15 protein-coding genes are annotated in these 17,698 nt (G+C 53.5%); all 15 read right to left on the bottom strand.

Annotated features, from left to right (window positions below; genetic code table 11):
- Positions 1-27: 27 nt before the first annotated feature.
- Positions 28-942 (bottom strand): UDP-3-O-acyl-N-acetylglucosamine deacetylase, encoded by a 915-nt coding sequence (gene lpxC, locus Q0499_RS13720; protein ID WP_299200292.1) that lies wholly within the window; start codon positions 940-942, stop codon positions 28-30.
- Between the two features lie 130 nt (positions 943-1,072).
- Positions 1,073-2,269, bottom strand: a complete 1,197-nt coding sequence (ftsZ, locus tag Q0499_RS13715) for a cell division protein FtsZ (RefSeq protein ID WP_299200291.1) — start codon at positions 2,267-2,269, stop codon at positions 1,073-1,075.
- A gap of 186 nt (positions 2,270-2,455) precedes the next feature.
- Positions 2,456-3,697, bottom strand: a complete 1,242-nt coding sequence (gene ftsA, locus Q0499_RS13710; protein WP_299200316.1) for a cell division protein FtsA — start codon at positions 3,695-3,697, stop codon at positions 2,456-2,458.
- Between the two features lie 10 nt (positions 3,698-3,707).
- Entirely contained in the window at positions 3,708-4,679 is a 972-nt protein-coding gene (locus Q0499_RS13705; protein ID WP_299200290.1) for a cell division protein FtsQ/DivIB, read from the bottom strand.
- 3 nt (positions 4,680-4,682) lie between these two features.
- Complete coding sequence (locus tag Q0499_RS13700; RefSeq protein ID WP_299200289.1) at positions 4,683-5,627, bottom strand: D-alanine--D-alanine ligase; 945 nt, start codon at positions 5,625-5,627, stop codon at positions 4,683-4,685.
- Entirely contained in the window at positions 5,627-7,033 is a 1,407-nt protein-coding gene (gene murC, locus Q0499_RS13695; protein WP_299200315.1) for a UDP-N-acetylmuramate--L-alanine ligase, read from the bottom strand. Before murC ends, Q0499_RS13700 begins: the two co-directional genes overlap by 1 nt.
- A gap of 35 nt (positions 7,034-7,068) precedes the next feature.
- Positions 7,069-8,166 (bottom strand): undecaprenyldiphospho-muramoylpentapeptide beta-N-acetylglucosaminyltransferase, encoded by a 1,098-nt coding sequence (gene murG / locus Q0499_RS13690; RefSeq protein ID WP_299200287.1) that lies wholly within the window; start codon positions 8,164-8,166, stop codon positions 7,069-7,071.
- Entirely contained in the window at positions 8,159-9,364 is a 1,206-nt protein-coding gene (gene ftsW / locus Q0499_RS13685; RefSeq protein ID WP_299200286.1) for a putative lipid II flippase FtsW, read from the bottom strand. Before ftsW ends, murG begins: the two co-directional genes overlap by 8 nt.
- Positions 9,361-10,713: a UDP-N-acetylmuramoyl-L-alanine--D-glutamate ligase gene (gene murD, locus Q0499_RS13680; RefSeq protein ID WP_299200285.1), complete on the bottom strand. Its 1,353-nt coding sequence runs from the start codon at positions 10,711-10,713 to the stop codon at positions 9,361-9,363. Before murD ends, ftsW begins: the two co-directional genes overlap by 4 nt.
- 10 nt (positions 10,714-10,723) lie before the next feature.
- Complete coding sequence (mraY, locus tag Q0499_RS13675) at positions 10,724-11,806, bottom strand: phospho-N-acetylmuramoyl-pentapeptide-transferase (RefSeq protein ID WP_299200284.1); 1,083 nt, start codon at positions 11,804-11,806, stop codon at positions 10,724-10,726.
- The gene (gene murF / locus Q0499_RS13670; RefSeq protein ID WP_299200283.1) at positions 11,806-13,194 is read right to left on the bottom strand and encodes a UDP-N-acetylmuramoyl-tripeptide--D-alanyl-D-alanine ligase; all 1,389 of its coding nucleotides are present in this window, start codon (positions 13,192-13,194) and stop codon (positions 11,806-11,808) included. Before murF ends, mraY begins: the two co-directional genes overlap by 1 nt.
- On the bottom strand, positions 13,191-14,693 hold the full coding sequence (locus tag Q0499_RS13665; RefSeq protein WP_299200282.1) for a UDP-N-acetylmuramoyl-L-alanyl-D-glutamate--2,6-diaminopimelate ligase: 1,503 nt from the start codon (positions 14,691-14,693) through the stop codon (positions 13,191-13,193). The genes murF and Q0499_RS13665 overlap by 4 nt, the downstream gene beginning before the upstream one ends.
- Positions 14,690-16,405: a penicillin-binding transpeptidase domain-containing protein gene (locus Q0499_RS13660; protein WP_299200281.1), complete on the bottom strand. Its 1,716-nt coding sequence runs from the start codon at positions 16,403-16,405 to the stop codon at positions 14,690-14,692. Before Q0499_RS13660 ends, Q0499_RS13665 begins: the two co-directional genes overlap by 4 nt.
- Entirely contained in the window at positions 16,395-16,745 is a 351-nt protein-coding gene (gene ftsL / locus Q0499_RS13655) for a cell division protein FtsL (protein WP_299200280.1), read from the bottom strand. The genes Q0499_RS13660 and ftsL overlap by 11 nt, the downstream gene beginning before the upstream one ends.
- On the bottom strand, positions 16,742-17,680 hold the full coding sequence (gene rsmH, locus Q0499_RS13650; protein WP_299200279.1) for a 16S rRNA (cytosine(1402)-N(4))-methyltransferase RsmH: 939 nt from the start codon (positions 17,678-17,680) through the stop codon (positions 16,742-16,744). Before rsmH ends, ftsL begins: the two co-directional genes overlap by 4 nt.
- Between the last annotated feature and the right edge of the window lie 18 nt (positions 17,681-17,698).

Raw genomic sequence — 17,698 nt, 5'->3', positions numbered from 1 at the left:
GTCCGGCTTTTATTGAGTTAGCGCGTATCAGCCTACAGCAGCTGGCTGCAGGTACGAGATAGGCGCAGCCTGCTCCTGCCCTTCAAAAGTGACAATTTCCCAGGCATCCTCTGTTTCCAGCAGTTTGCGCAGTAACAAATTGTTCAGATAGTGGCCCGATTTAAATCCGTGAAACTCACCGATCAGGCTCTTGCCTAGCAGGTAAAGGTCACCGACCGCATCCAGCACTTTGTGCTTTACAAACTCATCGTCGTAACGCAAGCCGTCTTCATTGAGAATACGGTAATCATCAACCACGATAGCATTATCCATACTTCCACCCAGCGCCAGGTTCTGTGCGCGAAGGTATTCGATATCACGCATAAAGCCAAATGTACGTGCCCGGCTTACCTCTTTAACAAATGAAGTGCTGGAGAAATCCAGAGTCGCTTCCATGTTACGATCAGCAAAGGCAGGGTGATCAAAATCGATGGTGAAACCAACTTTAAAGCCATTGAACGGTTTAAACGTTGCCACTTTATCTTCAAGCTGGACGGTCACCTCTTTTTTGATCCGGATAAACTGTTTCGGCGCATCCTGCTCCTGAATACCGGCAGACTGGATCAGAAAGACGAAAGGCGCTGCACTACCGTCCATAATCGGCACTTCTTCAGCACTCAGCTCGACATAGGCGTTATCAATACCCAGTCCAGCCATCGCTGACAGCAGGTGCTCTACAGTAGAGACCCGTACATCACCCTTCTGCAGGTTAGTGGACAGCGTCGTATCGCCGACATTTTTGGCACGGGCATGAATTTCGACAGCCGGTTCAAGATCGATCCGACGGAAAACAATACCGGTGTCTACAGGCGCCGGTTTCAGTGTCAAATACACTTTTTGACCGGTATGCAGGCCCACGCCAGTTGCTTTAATGCTGTTCCGTAATGTACGTTGTCCGATCATATTTTCTGCCAAGGCTCTTTGGTGGGTTCTTGTGTGGCGAATTAACGCGACATACTAACAAAAATACCGCTATTTCAGCAATAACTGATTAGTGCAATCCCTACAATGTCAGGCCGGCCAAAACATTCTGTCAATCTGCCTGACGCCGTAGAAATGTCGGGATATCCAGATAGGTATCGGTTTCCCCTTTTGCGTTAGTCTTCGACTGCTGTGACCCGGAAAGTTCCCTGTGAGACACTCTATTTTTTTCAGCGCTAATATGGTCCGCCTTACGGCGATGAACGGCCGGAAGCTCCAGCTGATTGAGATCCAGCTGACCATCAGGCTTACGGTTGCTACTGACCACTTTAACCGTAGTCTCTTCCTGCCGGGCTTTCTGCAATCCGGTGGCCACAACGGTCACCTTAATATCATCTTTCATTTCGGGATCGATAACGGTACCGACCACAATAATGGCACTGTCAGACGCGAACTGCTCAATCACCTGACCAACATCACTGAACTCACCCAGCCCCAGATCCAGACCGGCGGTAATGTTCACCAGAATACCGCGAGCACCCATCAGGTCGACATCTTCCAGCAGCGGACTGCGCACTGCGGCTTCAGCTGCTTCAATCGCACGGTTTTCACCCCGTGCCATACCGGTTCCCATCATTGATGTACCCATTTCGGACATCACCGTACGCACGTCGGCAAAGTCGACGTTGATCATACCCGGACGGATAATCAGGTCAGAGATACCCTGTACAGCGCCTTTGAGAACATCATTTGCTTCATCGAACGCTTTCATCAGGGTGCAGCTTTTACCCAGCACCTGCAGCAGTTTCTCGTTAGGCACGATAATCAGCGAGTCGACATGTTCAGACAGCTCTTTAATCCCCTGTTCGGCGATCAGCATGCGCTTCTTGCCTTCAAACGGGAACGGCTTGGTGACCACCGCAACGGTCAGAATACCCAGCTCTTTGGCCACCTGCGCGACAACCGGGGCCGCACCGGTACCGGTACCACCACCCATACCCGCAGTGATAAACACCATATCCGCACCGCTAAGCATCTCAACGATCTGATCCCGGTCTTCCAGGGCAGCCTGACGACCAATATCGGGATTTGCACCCGCACCGAGGCCCTTGGTGATGCCACCACCCAACTGCAGCACGCTACGAGAGCCCATGTTATTGAGTGCCTGCGCATCGGTATTAGCACAGATAAACTCAACCCCACCAACCTCAGATGAGACCATGTGCTGCACGGCGTTGCCACCACCACCACCAACGCCAATAACCTTAATGACGGCGTTCTGTGCGATATTACTCACTAATTCAAACATATCCCTTCCCTCCAGGTTCAGTGCCCGACCCGCACCTGTTTTTTGTTACGTTCTGTTTCATTGTTGTCTGTCACATCCTGTGAACTCGTCAATCATCGGGTTTAATACCCTGAGCACCTCGTTGAAGAGTGCTCCCCGTTAAACTGGTTTTACAAAGTTCCTCCTGCGCCTGTGTTTTCGGGAACATCAGAAGTTCCCCTGAAACCAGGCTTTCATACGGCTCAGTACATTAGGTCCCTCAACCGCATCTTCAACCGCAACCGCTTCACGCAGGTGACGAATATCCTGTTTGGCGTACTGTAATAAGCCAATACCGGTGGCATAGATTGGGCTATTGAGAATATCGCCCATGCCCCGTACGCCTTTTGGCAACGCCAGTCGCACCGGCATATGGAAAATCTCTTCCGCCAGCTCTACTGCGCCTTCCATCTTCGCGGTACCGCCGGTCAGAACGATGCCGGCTGCCACCATATCTTCAAACCCGCTGCGACGCAGTTCTGCCTGTACCAGACTAAACAGTTCGTCATAACGGGGTTCAACCACCTCAGCCAGTGCCTGCCGCGACAGATCCCGTGAAGGACGGTCACCCACGCTAGGCACTTTGATGGTGTCCTCTGCACTGGCCAGTTGCGCCAGAGCACAGGCGTATTTAATCTTGATCTCTTCCGCATGAGGTGTCGGGGTACGCAACGCCATAGCGATATCGTTAGTCACCTGATCGCCCGCGATCGGAATCACCGCGGTATGTCGGATAGAGCCTCCGGTAAAGATAGCGATATCCGTAGTACCGCCCCCCATATCCACCATGCACACACCCAGCTCTTTCTCATCTTCGGTTAACACTGCATAACTTGATGCCAGCTGTTCCAGCACGGCGTTATCCACCGCCAGACCACACCGCTTGACGCATTTTTCGATATTCTGTACCGCGTTTACCGCACCGGTCACCAGATGTACTTTGGCTTCCAGGCGGACGCCGGACATACCCAGCGGTTCGCGAATGCCTTCCTGGTTGTCGATCACGTATTCCTGCGGCAGGATATGCAGGATTTTCTGATCAGCGGGAATTGCCACCGCCCGGGCCGCGTCGATCACCCGTTCCAGATCATGCTCCATCACCTCTCCATCACGCACCGCAACGATACCGTGGGAGTTCATACTATTAATGTGGCTGCCAGCCACGCCAACAGTCACTGAGTGGATCTTGCAGCCCGCCATCAGCTCAGCTTCTTCCACCGCCCGCTGAATGGAATGCACGGTGGATTCAATATTTACCACCACACCCCGTTTCAGCCCACGTGATTCATGGGAGCCAATGCCGACGATATCGATTATGCCATCCAGGCCAACCTCACCCACCAGACAGACCACTTTTGAAGTGCCTATATCCAGTGCCACGATCATGTTATTTCCAGGCTTCATCGCCATATTCACAGTTTTAACCTTTTTGTTGATCATTAGTGGTCACCTCAGGGCGCCACTTAACGGCAATGCCGTTGTTATATCGAATATCTATCTGCTCTATCCTTCCAGCGTCAGCCTCAGCCTGTAAACGCTGCTGATAGACGGTCAGGAACCGCTCCAGCCGGGCCACAACCTGATCCCGCCCCACAACCACTTTAATGCCGTTATTCAAGATCAGCGTCCAGGCACCGCGCGCCTCAAGTTTAAGCTCCACCAGTTGCAGCCCGGCATTACGCAGCATCTGATTCAGGTCGTAATACTCCGACATCATCATCGCGGTATTCCCCGATGGCCCTTTTAACAGCGGAAGAGTGGTGTAACTCGCTGCTTCATCCGGCCAGAAAATATCCCCTTCATGATTTAACAGACCATCATCACCCCAACGGGCAACCGGAACTTCCTCAGTTATCTGCAGATAGAGCGCAGCGGGCCAGCGGCGGGTCACGCCTATCTGATAGACCCAGGGATTTTCCTGTATGCCTGTTTTTACCGCATCAAGATCTGCACTCAACAGACCACCATTCATCAGGGCAACAGAACTGGCTGCCAGTTGCTGCCGGTCCAGATGCCGGGTACTGCCATCAAAGGTGACCCGTTCAACAGGCTTATCCAGCCAGCTATAAACCGTGCCATAGCAGTAGTTAACCAACGCAACAAATACCGCCAGCGCGGTCAGGATAGTGGCCGGTTTAATCCACCAGTCACCATCAATACCACTCAAAAGCTGAACCTCCCCAGTCGCGCTATCCGTTTCTCCCGAAACCCTTTCAGATCCGGTTGACTGTTGTTTTTTTACTGCTGCACTCTCTGCGTCAGCGGAGCGCTCGAACAACCAGAAACGTTTACGGGTATTGTTGTTTTCTGCTTTCTTATTAACAGTCACTGAGGCCCCCCGTTTGGGCGGCTCCGGTGGCTGTTCAGCGGTAGAAAACAGTTTTTTCAACATTATTCAGAGACTCCCCCGCAGGATCGTCACCACCAGCTCTTCAAAACTAATGCCCGCTTCACGGGCGGCCATCGGCACCAGGCTATGATCGGTCATGCCGGGCAGCGTATTCACTTCCAGCAGCTGAAACCCTCGCTGCTGATCTAACATCACATCCACCCGGCCCCAGCCACTGCAACCGACCATTTCAAAAGCCTGTTCGGCCAGATGTTTCAGTTCAGTTTCCTGATCCTGTGTCAGATCATTATCGAAATGGTACTGGGTATCGCTGGCCTGATATTTAGCATCAAAATCATAAAACTCATGAGGCGTCTCCAGCCGGATAACCGGTAGAGCTTTGCCATTTAACACCGCAATCGTAAACTCCGGCCCACTGATCCAGCTTTCCACCAGAACGGCACGGTCAAACTGTCGCGCCGCACTGATCGCCTGTTCCAGCTCTTCGGCACTGCCAACTTTACTCATGCCAATACTCGAACCTTCATGCGCTGGCTTAACAATCATCGGATAATCCAGCTGCCCGGCCATCTGTTGCAGATCAGTGTTTTCGTCAGGCACGGCATACGCCGGTGTTGGCAAGCCCGCAGCGCTCCAGATCTGCTTACACTTAACCTTATCCATACCCAACGCAGACGCCATAACGCCACTGCCGGTATAGGGCTTGGCCATAATTTCCAAAACCCCCTGCATGGTGCCATCTTCACCACCACGACCATGCAGAATCAGAAACGCCCGATCAAACACCGCTGCTTGCAGCTGCTGCAAAGGGTCTGCTCCATCAGCACAGAGATCGATGCCAAAGGCATCAACATTGGCCCGTTGCAGCCCGTTTAATACTTCAGCACCACTTTTCAGAGAGATCGTCCGCTCAGCCGATGAGCCGCCATAGAGCACTGCTACCCGACCAAACTGTGCACGTTCCTCAGCAGAAATAATATAGGTCGCCATCAACCTGCCTCCGTTGCCACAGTCAGATCTAATTTAGAAAGCTCGTGGGCCAGTGCGGTAATATTCCCGGCCCCCTGGGTCAGCAGCAGATCGCCAGGCTGCAGCAGGTTTTGTAATAATCCGGGAACCGCTGCAACAGACTCAACAAACACAGGATCAATACTGCCCCGCTGACGAATACTACGACACAAACTGCGACTGTCAGCTCCCGCTATCGGCTCTTCACCGGCGGCGTAAACTTCCATCAGCAGCAGAACATCGGCTTCAGACAGTACCTGCACGAAATCCTCATAAAGGTCACGGGTACGGGAATAACGATGCGGCTGATTGATCATCACCAGTCGCTTACCCGGCCAGCCCTCTTTGACCGCGCGAATAGTCGCCTGCACCTCGCGGGGATGGTGTCCATAGTCATCCACCAGCATCGCGGTTCCGCCCACAACCGGAATTTCGCCCAGCACCTGGAAACGACGACCAACCCCTTCAAACTTTTGCAGGGCATTACAGATGGACTGATCATCGATCCCTTCATCGGTCGCCACAGCAATAGTTGCCAGGGCGTTCAGTACGTTGTGTCTGCCCGGCATATTCAGTGTCACCTGCAGATCGGCACGGCCATCCGGTCGTTTTGCAGTAAAACTGGTTTTCAAGCCGTTCTGAACAATATTCTCAGCGCGGTAATCCGCCTCTTTATTAACGCCGTAGGTGACGATTGGTCGGCCAACCGCCGGAATAATCTCGTTAACGACCGGATCATCGGTACAAAGCACGGCCAGACCATAAAATGGCAGATTATGCAGAAAGTCGACAAAGGTTTGCTTCAACTTGCCAAAATCACCGCCATAGGTATCCATATGGTCAGCATCGATATTGGTAACAATCGCGACCATCGGCTGCAGATGGAGGAAAGATGCATCACTCTCATCCGCTTCAGCCACCAGATAACGGCTACCGCCCAGCTTAGCGTTAGTGCCAGCGCTGTTCAGCCGTCCACCAATGACAAAGGTCGGATCTAAATTGGCTTCCGCCATCACCGATGCCAGCAAACTGGTCGTGGTCGTCTTGCCGTGAGTCCCAGCAACGGCGATGCCGTGACGATAACGCATCAGCTCCGCCAGCATCTCTGCACGCCGGACTATCGGAATACGTCGTTCGCGGGCGGCACTTACTTCAGGGTTATCTTCCTGAACCGCCGTTGAGGTAACCACCACGTTAGCGGCAGTAATATTTTCCGCCAGATGACCAATAAAAATCTCTGCGCCCATCGCCTTGAGGCGCTCAGTGGTTGCCGAGGCTTTAATGTCCGATCCCGAGATCTGATAGCCCTGATTTAACAAAACCTCAGCGATTCCGCACATCCCCACGCCGCCAATACCGACAAAGTGGATCCTGCGAATACGCCGCATCTCAGGTACTTCATAAACTTCTATCGTATTCTCAGTCACTTCTTCATCACCTCCAGACAGATATCTGCTACCGTTTGACTGGCTTCAGGCTGTCCCAGTTGACGCGCTTTCTGCGCCATCTCCAGAAGTACCTGCCGGTCATTCAATTGCTCTGTCAAAATATTTGTCAGACGGTCCAGATCCAGCTCTCTCTGCTGAATCAGAATGGCCGCCCCGGCTTCCGCCAGAAACCGGGCATTGCCTGTCTGATGGTCATCCACTGCAAACGGGAAGGGCACCAGAACAGACGCTACACCGGCGATACTCAATTCACTGACGGTCAGCGCTCCGGAACGACACAGAACAAGATCCGCCCAGCCATAGGCTTCATCCATCCGCTCGATAAACGGCACCACCCGGATAGATTCCCTACCCTCAAGACCCGCCTCTTTATACAGCGCCTGGGTCTCCGTGAGATTGCGCTTACCAACCTGATGCAGAACCTCCAGCTGAACATCATCCGCTAAGCGACTCAGTACCGCAGGTAGCAACTCATTGATCGCCTTTGCACCCAGGCTGCCGCCAACCACTAATAATCGAATCGGCCCCTGTCTCTCAGCAAAGCGCAAACCGGGCTCCGGCAGGCTGAGAATATCGCCCCGTACCGGATTGCCCACCACCGTTGTGACAACTTTGCCTCTGAATGCACCACCAAAGGCCTCAAGCACACGTTTGGCCATGCGCGATAGAATTTTATTGGTCATCCCGGCGCAGGCATTCTGTTCATGCACAACGACCGGAACACCAGTAAGCCAGGCCGCCAGACCGCCCGGACCGGAAGCAAAACCGCCCATGCCTAACACCACATCAGGTTTTACCCGGCGCAACACGCCTAAGGCCTGATACAAAGCATGCAGTAATCGCAAGGGCGCCAGCAGCAAGCTCAACTTTCCCTTACCCCGTAAACCTTTAACATCAATACAGTGCAGTTTAATATTCGCGGCGGGCACCACATCCGCCTCAATACCGGCAGCGGTACCCAGCCACTCCACCGCAACGCCCTGCTGACGCAAGCAATCAGCAGTTGCCAGCGCTGGAAAGACATGTCCGCCGGTACCGCCTGCCATGATCAGAGCTTTACGACTGTTATTCATCAGCACTGTCCAGTTTCGATCTTTTCTTTTTTGCTGCCACAGGCGCGCTTGCAGCATCCACCTGCAACCGTTTCATCTCATAGTCTATCCGCATCACGATGGCGATCATGACGCAGCTAACCACCAGACTACTGCCGCCATAACTAACCAGTGGCAGTGTTAGCCCCTTAGTCGGCAGAGCACCAACATTTACCCCAATATTGATCAGCGCCTGACCGGTGAGCATGATAGCGAAGCCATAAGTGACATAAGCCATAAAAAACGCTTGCAGCTTTTCCGCTCTGCGACCTATACGGAACATCCGCACCGCCATCAGCCCATACAGACCCACCACCAGCAGCGCAAACACCAGACCCATCTCTTCGGCCAGCACAGAAAATACAAAGTCGGTATGCGCCTCCGGCAGATAAAACAACTTCTGTACGCTGTTACCCAGCCCTTCACCAAACCAGTCTCCCCGGCCAAAGGCGATCTGCGCCTGAGCTAACTGATAGCCTGAGCCAAATGGGTCCGCCCAGGGGTCAAGGAAGGTCTTCAAACGCACCACCCGGTAAGGCTGAAGCATTGCCAGGGAGGGAATAACCACAGCACAACCGACCACAATCATGGCAAACTGACTGAATTTCATCCCCCCAAGGAAGATCATCCCCATCACGCTGGCCATCAATACCACTGCAGCACCGAAATCAGGTTCCAGAATCATCAGAAAGACGAAAAAGGCCAGCGGCAATGCCGGTTTTGCTATCCCCTTCCAGCTACTTCTCACCTCGGTCAACCGGCGCACCAGATAACCCGACAGGTAGATCACCATAGTAAACTTCGCCACTTCTGAAGCCTGCAGATTGATTGGCCCCAGAGATATCCAGCGAACCGAACCGTTAACCTCACGGCCAACCACCAGCACTAACACCAACAGAACAAAACCGACCAGCAGTAACCAGGGGCCACTACGCTGCCAGAAACTGACCGGGATTCTCAGCACGACTAACGCAACCGCCAGCCCTATGAGGATAAACACCCCGTGGCGAATCATATAAAAGAACGGATTGCTGTTGCGCACCGCCGCGACCTCAATCGACGCCGAACTGATCATCACAAAACCGATCAGAATCAGACAGAGTGTCACCGCCAGCAACAGCGGATCAAACGGCAATACCCGGTTGGTAGGGGTGACAGGGGCGGCAACAGCGATAATCATAGCGCCTCCACTGCCTCGACAAAGGCATCACCACGGGCAGGGAAACCGCTGAACATATCAAAACTGGCACATGCAGGTGAGAGCAACACAATGTCACCTGGCTTCGCCAAACTGGCTGCCAGTGAGACGGCATCCTGCATGTCAGTGGCGTACTGCCCTTCAAGACAGTTAACTGCCTGGTCTATTAAGCCGCCATCCTTACCGATCAGCACCAGTGCCCGACCCGCGTTTTGCATTGGCTCATTCAGATCACTAAAATCGGCACCTTTGCCCACACCACCCGCGATCAGCACAATTTTACTGCCGGGAGACAGGGTGGCAGCCAGACCATTAATGGCCGCCACTGTCGCACCAACATTGGTGCCTTTACTGTCATTAAAGAATGCCACACCCTGTTTATCATCCACCCACTGGCAGCGATGCTTCAATCCGGCAAAGTTTTTCAGGGTTTGCAGCATCGACTCCAGTGGAATATTGACCGCTTCACCCAACGCCAGTGACGCCAGCGCGTTGGCAATATTGTGCTGCCCCTGAATTTTCAGCTGGCTCACGGCCAGCAGCGGTTTTAACCCCCGGGCCAGAAACAGTTCACCCTCTTTTTCGATCAGGCCAAACTGATTAAGATCGGGACGCCCCAGTCCAAAACTGGTCACTTTCACACCGGAATTCACTAGCGGCGAGGTCAGCGCATCATCACGATTAACAATGACATTAGCAGCACCTTTGAACACCCGATGCTTCGCCTGATAGTAAAGCGGCAAACTATTGCTGTAGCGATCCAGATGATCCGGACTGACATTCAGCACGGTCGCAGCGGTTGCCCGCAAGTCATTCACCGTTTCCAGCTGAAAACTGGACAGTTCCAGAACATAGAGTTGCTGCTCACTCACGCTGAGCATATCCAGCACCGGGGTACCCAGGTTGCCGCCAATACCGGTATCAATACCCGCATCCAGCGCCATCTGTCCCACCAGCGTCGTCACCGTGCTTTTTGCATTTGACCCCGTAATGGCCACAATCGGTGCCGTAACCGCCTGACAAAACAGATCGATATCTCCGCTTAGTTTTACACCAGCAGCGACGGCTGCCTGAATAGCGGGTTGATCCTTGGCCACCCCAGGACTCAACAAAATCTCACTGGCACGACACAAAAGATCCTGATCCAGCTCACCACAGTACACCTCCATACCCGGAAACTCGGTGCGGATCAGTTCAAGATTGGGCGGCAGATCACGGGTATCAACGAGAATAAACGCACTGCCTTTACGCGCCAGATAGCGGGCACAGGAAAGCCCGGTCTGTCCCAGACCGATGATTATCCGCAGTTGATCAGTCGCTATCAGGCTCACTATTGCTCCGTTAACGTATTTTCAGGGTTGCCAGTCCAATCAGGACCAGTACGACTGTGATAATCCAGAACCGCACGATAACGCGGGGTTCCGGCCAGCCTTTCAATTCAAAATGGTGGTGCAGGGGTGCCATTCTGAAGATCCGTCGTCCGGTAAGTTTGAACGACGCGACCTGCAGAATCACCGATACCGTCTCGATGACGAACACACCGCCCATAATCATCAATACCAGCTCCTGGCGCACGATAACCGCGATAACACCCAGAGCGGCTCCCAGCGCCAGCGCACCCACATCACCCATAAACACCTGAGCGGGATAGGTGTTAAACCAGAGAAAGCCAAGGCCTGCACCCACTATCGAGCCGCAGATAATAATCAACTCACCTGAACCTGCGATGTACGGTATGTGCAGATAGCTGGCGAAGTTAACGTTACCGCCCAAATAAGCAAAAAAGCCCAGCGCACCGGCTACCAGTACCGTAGGAAGAATGGCCAGCCCATCCAGGCCATCGGTCAGATTAACGGCGTTGGAGGTGCCGACAATCACAAAATAGGTAAAGACAATAAAGAACAGCCCCATCTCTATGGCGACATCTTTAAATATCGGAATAATCAGCTGCGTCTCTGCCGGGGATTGGGCCGTCACATACAGAATGATGGCAGCACCAAAGCCACCTACCGATTGCCAGAAATACTTCCAGCGAGCCGGCAGACCCCGCGTGCTTTTTTCAATCACCATGCGGTAATCATCAACCCAGCCAACCGCACCGAAGACAAAAGTCACACCCAGCACGATCCAGGTATAACGATTACTCAGATCAGACCAGAGCAGACTACTGATCATAATCGCCAGAATAATCAGCGCACCGCCCATCGTCGGCGTACCCGCTTTGCTGAAGTGGGACTCAGGCCCATCACTGCGAACGGTCTGGCCAATCTGTTTACTTTTCAACTTACGGATCAGCGCAGGCCCCAACAACAATGAGATCGCCAGTGCCGTCAGCACCCCCAGAATTCCGCGCAGCGTCAGATAGCTGAATACGGAGAAAATGCTGTTATATTCAGCCAGCCAGTTGGCCAGAAGCAATAACATCAGTGACTACCCCCATCGGTAGAGCCTGGATTTGTCAGACCCGTTACAATTTGATCCATCCCCGCGCTGCGGGAGCCTTTTACCAGCAGAATACGCTGATGCTTTGGCAACTGCTGCAATGTAGTCAGCAGCGCGGTTTTATCGTTAAAATGTTCGGCTTTTTCACCGCCAGCTGCGATAAATCCTTCATGGGTTGCGGCACTCAGCGCACCACAGCTCAGCAACAGATCGATCGCTTTAGTCGCAGCGTACTCACCCACTTCACGGTGCTTTGCCTCTGCGCCCTCGCCCAGCTCGCCCATATCACCCAGCACTACAACCTTTTCGCCTTCCAGCTCAGCCAGTGCATCGACAGCAGCTTTCACCGCATCAGGATTAGCGTTATAACTATCATCAATAATCAACGTAGATTGATCTAATTGAATCGGACGCATCCGCCCTGCAACCGCCTGGCACTGGCTTAAGCCCTTTGCTGCAACCTCTGGCTGACAACCATCTGCCAGTACCGCTGCCGCTGCCGCCAGGGCATTAGCAATATTATGTCGTCCCATCACGCTAAGACTGATCGGATACTGACGCCCCAAATAGTTCAGCTTGAAGGCATAACAGCCGTTCGCCTGCAAATGGATATCTGACGCAAAAACCGATGCGCCCGGGTCTGCTATGGAGAAGGTCATCAGCGGTTGCTGCTGCAATATCCCCAGCCAGATATCCGCATGAGGATCATCCAGGTTAACCACCGCCGTGCCGGTCTCCGACAAACCTTCAAAAATCTCTGCCTTGGCCAGAACTACACCCCGAAGCGAGCCAAACCCTTCCAGGTGGGCACCAAAGGCGTTATTCAGAATGGCCACATCCGGTTTCGCCAGGCGCGTGCTATATGCGATCTCATGGGCACCACTGGCACCCATCTCAATCACGCCATAACAGTCTCCCGCAGACAGTCTTAACAGGGTCAGCGGCACACCAATATCGTTATTCAGGTTACCCTGGGTTGCCAGGGTCTGCCCGCGCAGCCGGTTGATCGATGCCAGCATCTCTTTTACAGTGGTTTTGCCACTGCTACCGGTCACCGCAAACATTGAGCCGTTAAACTGGCTACGGTTATAGGCTGCAAGGTTACCCAGTGCCATGCGGGTGTTGCTGACCACCAACTGGGGCACATCAACATCAACCTCATGCTCCACCACAACAGCAACCGCACCATCGGCGACCGCCTGTTTGACAAAGTCATGGGCATCAAAATTCTCGCCGCGCAACGCAACAAACAGATCACCGGCGTGAATATTGCGGGTGTCAGTACTTACTCCCTGTACATCACAACTGCCGCCAATCAGGCGGGCAGACAGTGCCGGAGCCAGATCACTCAGACCAAACGGACCGTTCATCGGCAACGCTCCTGCGTTATTATCTGCTCATCGGCTAGACCCAAGGCCTCTCTGGCAACGGCCAGATCATCAAACGGCATCTTCACCCCTTGTATATCCTGATAGTTCTCATGCCCCTTTCCGGCAATCAATAAAATATCGTCAGACTGCAGCGCTGCAATAGCCTGTTCAATCGCTATCTTTCGGTCAGGCTCACAGATCACCGACCCGCTACCTTCAAAGCCCGCCATAATCATGTTGATAATCTGTTGCGGGTCCTCTGTTCTGGGGTTATCGCTGGTGACAACAATACGATCCGCAAGTCGTTCAGCGACCTGCGCCATCTGCGCCCGCTTACCGGTATCCCGATCACCACCACAACCAAATACGCACCAGACCTGTCCCTGACAATGATTGCGCAGTGCTTCCAATGCTTTTTCCAGTGCATCCGGTGTATGGGCATAATCTACCACCACCCGCGGCGCCTGCCGTGACACCAGCTGCATCCGTCCCGCTACCGCAGTTAAGCGGTGCAGACCGTTTTCAATCTGTTTCAGATCGAAGCCCATAGCCTGAATAATCGCGACCGTCAGCAACAGATTACTCAGGTTAAAACGACCGATAAGGCCGCTATCCAGCGAAAACGAACCCTGCGGCGTTTCAATGTGCGCATTAATTCCGGCAGCTGAAAGCCTTACCTCAGTTGCCCGCACTGTCGCCCGTTCTGACTCACCAAAACCAATCCGATCCTGCCCATCTTTGCGCGCCAGAATAACCGCGCCATAGGCGTCATCGGCATTGATTACCTGATGATCAATATCCATGTCATAAAAAAGCCGGGCTTTAGCGGCTCCGTAACGCTCCATATCACCGTGATAATCCAGGTGATCCCGGGACAGATTAGTAAACCCTGCCGCCCTGAAATGTACGCCGCTTACCCGCTGTTGATCGAGCGCGTGACTCGACACTTCCATCACCACTGCGGTTGCGCCTTTACCCTTTAACTCTGCCAGTAACCGATGGACGCCGATGGCATCCGGAGTGGTATGGGTCGCCTCGTTCAACTGACCAAGCAAGCCATTACCCACGGTGCCGATCAGACCACAGGTCTCACCGCACTGCTCTAACAACTGAGCAATATAATGGGCACAGGAGGTTTTACCGTTGGTACCGGTAACACCCACCACCCGCAGGTGAAGAGAGGGTTCTCCAAAAAAACGTGAAGCTACCTCGCCAATCTGTGCGGCAACATCAGCCACACCGATCAGCGGGATAGTCACATCAATAGAGTCCGCTGCAGCCAGTTCTGCGTCATCAACAATCGCAGCAACTGCCCCTTCTGCTGCAGCGGAGCAAACAAAATCGATCCCTTTATGGTTAACACCATTACGGGCAAAAAACAGATCACCCGGTTTAACATTACGGCTGTCCTGACAGATCCCACTGATCTGCAGTTGCGCCAGGTCGCTATCCGCCAGCTGAGGCATCAGCGCTGACAAGCAATAGCTTGCGCGGCTCATTTCATCACCATCTGAGAGCTAACCGGCTGCCAGTTATCCGGTGCCACGTTCAACATTCGCAGTGCGCCACCCACAACACGTGAAAACAGCGGCGCTGCGACTTCGCCACCGTAATATTCCTGTCCTTTCGGGTTATCCACCATCACCACGGCGATAATCTCTGGATTATCAACCGGCGCGACGCCCGCAAAGATCGACACATACTTGTCGTCCGCGTAACCACCAGCACCAACCTTGTGCACCGTACCCGTCTTACCTGCGACACGATAACCCTCAATTGCTGCACGACGCCCGGTACCACCGGCCTGGGTAACCGTTTCCATCATTCTAAGAATCTGATTGGCTGTTTTTTCCGGCATTACCCGGGTGCCGGGCTCTGGCCGATCCAGCTTCAGCAGCGACACATGACGCACCAACCCTCCGGTCGCAAAGGGCAGATACGCCTGAGCCAGCTGTAACGGCGTTACCGCAATGCCATAGCCATAGGCCATCGTGGCACGCTCAACCAGCCGTTTCTCAGACAGATAGGGCAAAACCCCCGACTGCTCTCCCGGAAAGCCGGTTCCAGGCACCTGTCCCAGCCCTACGTTTTGAAAAATATTACGCACCGCGTCACCATGCATACTCAAAGCCAGCTTGGTAACCCCCACGTTACTCGACTTGGTAATAATCCGTTCCAGATCCAGCTCACCGTAGTTACGGTGATCGCGAATAGTGTTTCCCTTCACCCGAATAAATCCCGGAGAGGTATCAATCACGCTGTCAGTGGTATACAGACCGCTCATCAGTGCCGCCGCAATAGTCAGCGGTTTCACAGTCGAACCGGGCTCAAAGGTATCGGTCACCGCCCGGTTACGCAGCGATTCCATATCAGCACCGAGATTACTCCGATCATTCGGGTTGTAAGAAGGCTGGTTCACCATCGCCAGTATTTCCCCGGTATGCACATCGAGAACAACCATCGCCGCAGAGTCAGCTTTATGCGCCTGCACCGCTGCTTTGAGCTCCCGATAGGCCAGATACTGCAGCCGCAAATCGATACTCAGCTGTAGATCTTTACCCTGAACCATCGGTTCCAGTTCACGAATATGCTTGACGGTACGTCCCAGCAGATCCCGCATTACCAGTTTTTTACCTGGCACACCCTGCAACCAGTCTTCAAACGCCAGCTCAATTCCTTCCTGCCCTACGCCATCGACACTGGTAAATCCCACCAGGTGAGTGGCAACTTCGGCTGCGGGATAAAACCGTTTGTACTCCCGATCAACATAAACGCCCGGCATATGCAGATCTTCCACCTGCTCGGCCTGAGTCGGGGTCATCTGCCGTTTCAAGTAGATAAACTGCTTATCACGGGACTGCGACACCCGCTTCAACAGAGAGGTCTTGTCACTCTCTACCAGTGACGCCAATTTGTTGATTGAGGCATTTTGCAGATCAAACTCTTTCGGGTTCATCCACACCGTTGATACCGGAGCACTGACCGAGAGCGGCAGTCCGTTGCGGTCGCTGATCATACCCCGATGGGCCGGTATCACCGCGGTCCGCAACACCCGGGCATCACCCTGACGCTTGAGAAAGGCTTGCTCCTGAACATTCAGGGAAAGCATTTTGCCGGCCACTGCGCCAGCAATCAGAAACAGCAGCAAAAACACCAGCCATAAGCGCCAGCCCCGTGCCGCACGAGCTTGAAAATCCTGCTCATCGCTCATCTCTGATCACCTCAACCTGCTCAGGAATTCGCATTCCCAGGCGTTTAATTGCCACTGACTCAACCCGATTATTGGCGGCCAGCGTACCCTGTTCCAGCAGTAGTTGCCCCCATTCAACCTGCAACTCATCCCACTGCTGAACTAACTCTTGCTGCTGGTTAAACAAAATCCGATATTGATGTGCGGACCAGATAACCAATAGCGAAGACACCACAACCAGGCCGACCATACAAAACAAGATAAGCCCCGGTTTAACCAACTCAACCGGTTCTATTACCCCGTCAATCGGTTGTTCCTCTTCAGCCTTCAGCCATCCAGGCAGTGGCAAACTCAGTTTCATCGTATCTTTTTCGCTACCCGCATCACGGCGCTACGTGAGCGGGGGTTATCTGACACCTCATCACGCCCCGCCTTCACCGCCTTACCTTCGGCTTTAAGGCGGATATCCAGCATATCATCGGTCACCGGAATGCCCGGCGGCAGATGTTCATCACCTTTTACATACTTACGAATAAAGCGCTTAACAATTCGATCCTCCAGCGAGTGGAAACTAATCACCACCAGCCGGCCGCCGGGCTTGAGCATCTCCAGCGCCTGATCCAGACAGTCTTCCAGGTCTTCCAGCTCGCGGTTGATAAAGATCCTGATCCCCTGAAATGCACGGGTTGCCGGATTCTTACCCTTTTCCCAGGCAGGATTCGCCTCGGTAATAATTTTTGCCAGCCGCCCGGTCGTCACAATTGGCTCTTGCTCACGCTCATTAATGATTGCGCGGGCCATCCGCCGGGAATGACGCTCTTCACCATAGGTGTACAGCACGTCGGCAATCTCTTTCTCCCCGGCACGGGCGATCCACTCGGCAGCACTCTCACCCACATCCGGATTCATGCGCATATCCAGCGGGCCATCCGACATAAAACTAAAGCCGCGATTGGGGTCATCCAGCTGCGGCGATGAAACGCCAAGATCAAGCAGTACCCCATTAACCAGCCCGGCAAGCTCACGCTGACGGACAAACTCTTCCAGCTGCGCGAATGAGCCCCGCTCGATACTAAAGCGCGGCTCATCAGCAAAACGCTCAGCCGCACAGGCAATCGCCTCAGGATCTTTATCGATCCCCATCAGTCGGCCATTCTCAGACAGACGACTCAAAACCAGTGCAGAGTGACCACCACGCCCGAAAGTACCATCGATATAAAAGCCATCCGGATCATCGACCAGGGTATCCACAGCCTCATTCAGCAGCACTGTGATATGTTTAAACTCTGCACTCATGTGCTAACCCCTGTCGGT

The sequence above is a fragment of the uncultured Amphritea sp. genome (assembly GCF_937127095.1).
In the GTDB taxonomy this organism is placed as follows: domain Bacteria; phylum Pseudomonadota; class Gammaproteobacteria; order Pseudomonadales; family Balneatricaceae; genus Amphritea.
This window is presented reverse-complemented; position numbering and strand designations above follow the sequence as displayed.